Below are 5,002 nucleotides of genomic sequence, written 5' to 3'. Positions count from 1 at the left end.
CACGACCCCGTGCAATTCACCCCGTGCGTCGAACGCACCACCTTGTCGTGCGACCAGCGGTCACGATAGAACGCGTCGGCGCTTCGTCCGCCCTTCTTCGTCATGGTGCGCAGATCCGGTGACACGTCCGCCCGGGTGAAGAACCGGCGGGTCCGCACCAGGGCGTCCTCCAGCGGGCCGTCCAGTCCGGACCGGCCGTTGCTCGCGCTCACCGCTCGCGACTCCCTCCGTCGTTCATGTCTGGATTTGCCGCGTATCACGATGGGCCACCGCACGTTGCACCGACGTGACGGTGAAGATCGCGGCGGCGCCCGCCACGGCCGCGAGGAGCAGCAGCCCGATCGCGTAGTTCCCGAAGGCGCCGTAGATCCCGCCCATGACCAGCGGCGGGACGAATCCGCCGAGGCCGCCCGCCGCGCCGACCACACCGGTGACGGCGCCGACCTTGTTCTCCGGGGCCAGCCGCGACACCAGCGCGAACGTCGCGCCGCTGCCCGCGCCGAGCGCCATCGCCATCACCAGGAACGCGATCGTGCCGACCGGCATCAGCGGCGGCGCGAACGCCTGCACGACGGCCGCCACCGTCACGACGGCGAGGGTGACCGCGAGCACCCGTACGGCGCCGACCCGGTCCGACAGCCAGCCGCCGACCGGACGCATCAGCACCGCGAGCAGCACGAACCCGGCCATGCGGTTCGCGGCGTCGCCCTGCTCCAGGCCGTACTGCGACTTGAGGTAGGTCGGCAGGTACACCGAGAACGCCACGTACCCGCCGAACGTCACGGCGTACAGCGCGGACGCCTGCCAGGTGACGCCCATCCGGGAGGTCGCGGCGAGGCGGCGGGCGAACGGCTGGTCGGGGACGGTCCGGCCCGGTGCGTCCCGCAGGAGCAGCCACGCGACCGCCGCGTAGATCGCGAGCAGGATCGCGGTGAGAACGAACGGGAACTCGATCCCGTACGCGTCGACCTCCTTGACGGTGGTGAGCGCGCTGATCGCGGTGCCGCCCATCCCGGCGCCGAACAGGCCGAGGGCCAGGCCGCGCCGCTCCGGCGGGAACCACGCGTTGACGACCGGGACGCCCACCGCGAACGCCGTCCCGCCGACGCCGAGGAAGAACCCGCCGACCAGCAGTGCGGCCAGCGACGAGTGCCCGGCGAGGCCGAGGAACAGCAGCGGCGCGATCGTCACGAGCGACACCAGCGGGAACATCACGCGGCCGCCGTACCGGTCGGTGAGCGCCCCGACCGGGATCCGGCCGAGGGACCCGACCACCACGGGGACGGCGACGAGCAGCGCCTGCTCGAACGACGACAGGTGCAGCCCGTCCTGGAAGCGGGGGCCGAGGGGGCTCAGCAGCGACCACGCCCAGAAGTTGACGACGAACCCGACGGTGGCGATCGTCAGCATGGTCATGGCCCGCCGCGTATCGGTCACGCCCCGCGCTCCCTTGGTCGCCCGTCCCCCCGGAACGGGGGAAGATCTTCCCGGGGCGCGGGGAAGTAATCACCTGCCGTGCGATGCCGCGTTCGGTACGGCTCCGGCGACGCGCAGGGCCCGGACGCCGCCGTGCTCGGCACGGTTCGGCACGTCCGGGCCCTGCGGCCGGCCGGGCGTCAGCCCAGTTCGGGGTCGTGTTTCGTCGCGGCGGACGGGTTGAAGGCGTCCCGCAGCGCGTCCCCCAGCAGGTTGAACGCCACCACGATCGCCATGATCGCCAGGCCCGGGAACACCGTGGCCCACCAGGCGAGCTGCAGCGTGGTGCGCGAGTCGGCCAGCATGCTCCCGAGGGAGAAGCCGGGCGGCTGCACGCCCAGGTTGAGGAGGCTGAGCGCGCTCTCCACCAGGACCAGGACCCCGGCGCTCGTCGACCACAGGATGATCACCGGCCCGAGGACGCCGGGCGCGATGTGGCGCAGCATGATGGTGGGGGTGCGGGTCCCGAGCGTCCTGGCCGCGGTCACGAACTCCATCCGCTTGACCTGCGACACCGAGTTGGCGATGGTCCGCGCGTAGTTCACCCAGCCCCACACCGCCAGGATGATCATGAGCTTGACGATGCCGGGGCCGACCACCGCGGCCAGCGCGACGCCGACCGCGACGAACGGCACCGCGAACTGGACGTCGGCCAGCCGCATCAGGACGAGGCCGACGGTGTTCTCGTAGTAGCCGGCGACGAGCCCGAGCAGCAGCCCGAACACCGCGGACGCGGTCGCGGTGACGATCCCGACGACCATGCTGAGCCGCAGCCCGTGGAGCAGCCTGCTGAAGACGTCCCGGCCGAGCGTGTCGGTGCCCAGCAGGTGTTCCCAGGACGGTGCCCGGCTCGTCTCCGCCAGGTTCTGCGCCACCGGGTCGTGCGTCGCCAGCAGCGGGGCGGCGAGCGCGGCCAGCGCGAGCACCGCCAGCAGGATCACGGCGAAGCGTCCGGACGCGTCCGACCAGACGCGCCGGGCGGCCTCGCTCATCCTCGACCGGCTCCGCGGCACCGGCGCCGGTGCCGGTGCCGCCTTCCCCTTCGTGATCGCCGTCACGTCGCCACCTTCGTCCGCAGCCGTGGATCCACCGCCCGGACGATCACGTCCAAGCCGATGTTGACAAGAGTGATCAGCATCGCCATGCAGAACACGCTGGCCTGCACCAGCGGAAAGTCCTGGTTGGTCACGCCGCGGATCAGCAGGGCGCCGAGGCCGTTGTAGCCGAGCAGCGGTTCCAGGATGAGCAGCGCGCTGAACAGGAACGAGAACTCGATGCCCAGCCACGCCAGCATCGGCGGCATGGCGCCGGGCAGCGCGTGGCCGAGCAGCACCCGCCACGGCGGGACGCCCTTGGACCGGGCCGTGAGCACGTAGCCCTCCGCGAACGAGTCGAGCAGCTGCCCCCGGGTCATCCGGGCGCTGGTCGACACGGCCGTCACCGTGAGCGCGACCACCGGGATGACCAGGCTGGCGTATCTGGTGCTGCCGGTCGCCGGCAGCCAGCCGAGCCGGACGGCGAACAGCATCACCAGCAGCAGCGCCAGCCAGAAGTACGGGACGCTGCCCATCACGAACGTCCCGGCCATGATGAGCCGCCCGCTGGGACGGCCGGGCCGCAGCGCGGCCACCACGCCGATCCCGAACGACAGCAGCACCGCGATCAGGATCGACGGCACCACCAGCCACAGGCTCGCGCCGATGCGCTCGAAGACCATCTGCGCGGCGGGCACCCCGAACGCGAACGAGTCGCCGAAGTCGAGCGTGAACGAGCCCCGAAGGGCCTGCGCGTACTGCACCAGCACGGGCTCGTTCAGGCCGAGGCGTTCGCGGGTCGCGGCCACCACCTCGTCGGACGCGTCGGGCGGCACGAGCAGCGCGGCCGGATCGCCCGCGAGCCGCGACAGCGCGAACAGCAGCGTCGTGACGCCGCAGGCCACCAGCGCGACCAGCAGCAGCCGCCGGACGATGTAGGCGATCATCGGTCCCGCTCCCCCGCCGGCGGGGCGGCCGCGGCGACCGCCTCCATGATCCGTTCGAGGAACATCCGGCGGTCGGCCGCGAGACGGTCGGCCAGCTCGGGTCCGGGCCGGTACAGCTCGATGTCCTCGCGGGTGACGGTGCCGCGCTCGCGCAGCAGCTCCTCCACGACGCCGAGGCGGTCGCGCAGCACCCACACCTCGGACGCGACTTCCATGAGGGCGTTGAACAGGCCGTCCATGGGGACCGACCCGTCCAGGTAGACCGGATGGTCGAGGGCGAATCCAGGCATGTTCTCACCCGCTCTTCGAGAGGATCGGATCGGCCAGCGGCGGCGCCGCCGGTGTCCGCGCGTGCAGGTCGGCGCCGCCCGGGCGCAGCTCCCCGGGGAAGTGGCAGGCCGCCGTGCGGCCCGGGGCGGTCTCGGTGAGCGGCGGGACCTCGGTGGCGCAGCGGTCCCGGGCGATGGGGCAGCGGGCCCGGAACACGCAGCCGGACGGGCGGTCGATCGGCGACGGGATGTCGCCGACCGGGACGATGCGGTGTTCGGCGTCCCGCTGCATCGACACGAGCGTCGCCGTGTAGGGGTGCGCCGGGTCGGCGAAGACCCGCTCGGTGTCGCCGACCTCCACCAGCCGCCCCAGGTACATGACCGCGACCCGGTGGCTGAAGTGCCGCACCAGCCCGAGGTCGTGGGTGATGAACAGGTACGACAGGTCGAGGTCGCGCTGCAGGTCCTGGAGCAGGTTGACGACCTGTGCCTGCACCGACACGTCGAGGGACGCCGTCGGCTCGTCCGCGATGATCAGCGACGGGTTCAGCATCAGCGCCCGCGCGACGCCGACGCGCTGGCGCTGCCCGCCGGACAGCTCGTGCGGGTAGCGGCCCGCGAACGCCGGGTCGAGGCCGACCCGTTCCATCATCTCCGCCGCCGCGGCGCGGCGGGCGGCGCCGTCGCCGACGCGGTGCGAGCGGAGCGGCTCGGCGAGCACGTCCCCGATCCGCTGGTACGGGTTGAGGGAGGTGGAGGAGCTCTGGAACACCATCGCCATCCGGCGGCGGACCGTGCGCCGCAGCTCGGCGCCCCGCAGCGCGGTGATGTCGGCGCCCTCGAACTCGATGGTTCCGGCGGTGGGCCGCTCCAGCCGGATCAGCAGCTTGGCCAGCGTCGACTTCCCGCTGCCGGACTCGCCGACGAGCGCGAGCGTCTCCCCGCCGCGTACGGCGAGGTCGACGCCGTCGACGGCACGCAGCCTCTTCCCGCCCGGTAGCCGGAAGTCCTTCACCAGGCCGCCGACCCGGGCCACGTCCCCGGTCGTCGTCTTCCCCTCGGTCCGCTTCTCGGTGTTCACGCGTCCCCTTCCGTCACGGCGCCGTACCCTTCGGCGCGCAGGCAGGCGACGGTCCGGCCGGGCAGCACCTCGCGGGGTTCCGGACGGACGGTCGCGCAGCGGTCGTGCACGCTGGGGCAGCGCGCCGCCCCGGGCGCCCAGCCCGCGGGCCCGTTCGGCCGGGGACGGCGGGCGCCCGGCGATGGCGTGCAGGCG

At 73.0% G+C, this 5,002-nt stretch carries 6 protein-coding genes and 1 pseudogene; all 7 read right to left on the bottom strand.

The window, feature by feature from the left end; all coding sequences use genetic code 11:
* The coding region (locus BJF79_RS31380; protein ID WP_143220453.1) for a hypothetical protein at nucleotides 1–212 on the bottom strand (212 nt) is incomplete at its 3' end.
* Nucleotides 213–234: 22 nt separating this feature from the next.
* Nucleotides 235–1,437, bottom strand: a complete 1,203-nt coding sequence (locus BJF79_RS31375) for an MFS transporter (RefSeq protein ID WP_316043479.1) — start codon at nucleotides 1,435–1,437, stop codon at nucleotides 235–237.
* A 179-nt stretch (nucleotides 1,438–1,616) separates the two neighbouring features.
* Nucleotides 1,617–2,534 carry an ABC transporter permease gene (locus tag BJF79_RS31370; protein WP_083734261.1) on the bottom strand — a complete coding sequence of 306 codons (918 nt, stop codon included), beginning with the start codon at nucleotides 2,532–2,534 and terminating at the stop codon, nucleotides 1,617–1,619.
* Nucleotides 2,531–3,457, bottom strand: coding sequence for an ABC transporter permease (locus BJF79_RS31365; RefSeq protein ID WP_075902855.1), 927 nt, complete (start codon nucleotides 3,455–3,457; stop codon nucleotides 2,531–2,533). Before BJF79_RS31365 ends, BJF79_RS31370 begins: the two co-directional genes overlap by 4 nt.
* Complete coding sequence (locus tag BJF79_RS31360) at nucleotides 3,454–3,747, bottom strand: hypothetical protein (protein ID WP_075902853.1); 294 nt, start codon at nucleotides 3,745–3,747, stop codon at nucleotides 3,454–3,456. Before BJF79_RS31360 ends, BJF79_RS31365 begins: the two co-directional genes overlap by 4 nt.
* Nucleotides 3,748–3,751: 4 nt before the next feature.
* Entirely contained in the window at nucleotides 3,752–4,807 is a 1,056-nt protein-coding gene (locus BJF79_RS51735) for an ABC transporter ATP-binding protein (RefSeq protein ID WP_262402800.1), read from the bottom strand.
* Nucleotides 4,804–5,002 (bottom strand): annotated as a pseudogene (locus tag BJF79_RS56075) (hypothetical protein); the annotation flags it as partial. The gene BJF79_RS51735 and the pseudogene BJF79_RS56075, both read right to left, overlap by 4 nt.

Origin of the sequence: Actinomadura sp. CNU-125 (assembly GCF_001942465.1) — a bacterium.
Lineage (GTDB): Bacteria > Actinomycetota > Actinomycetes > Streptosporangiales > Streptosporangiaceae > Spirillospora.
This window is presented reverse-complemented; position numbering and strand designations above follow the sequence as displayed.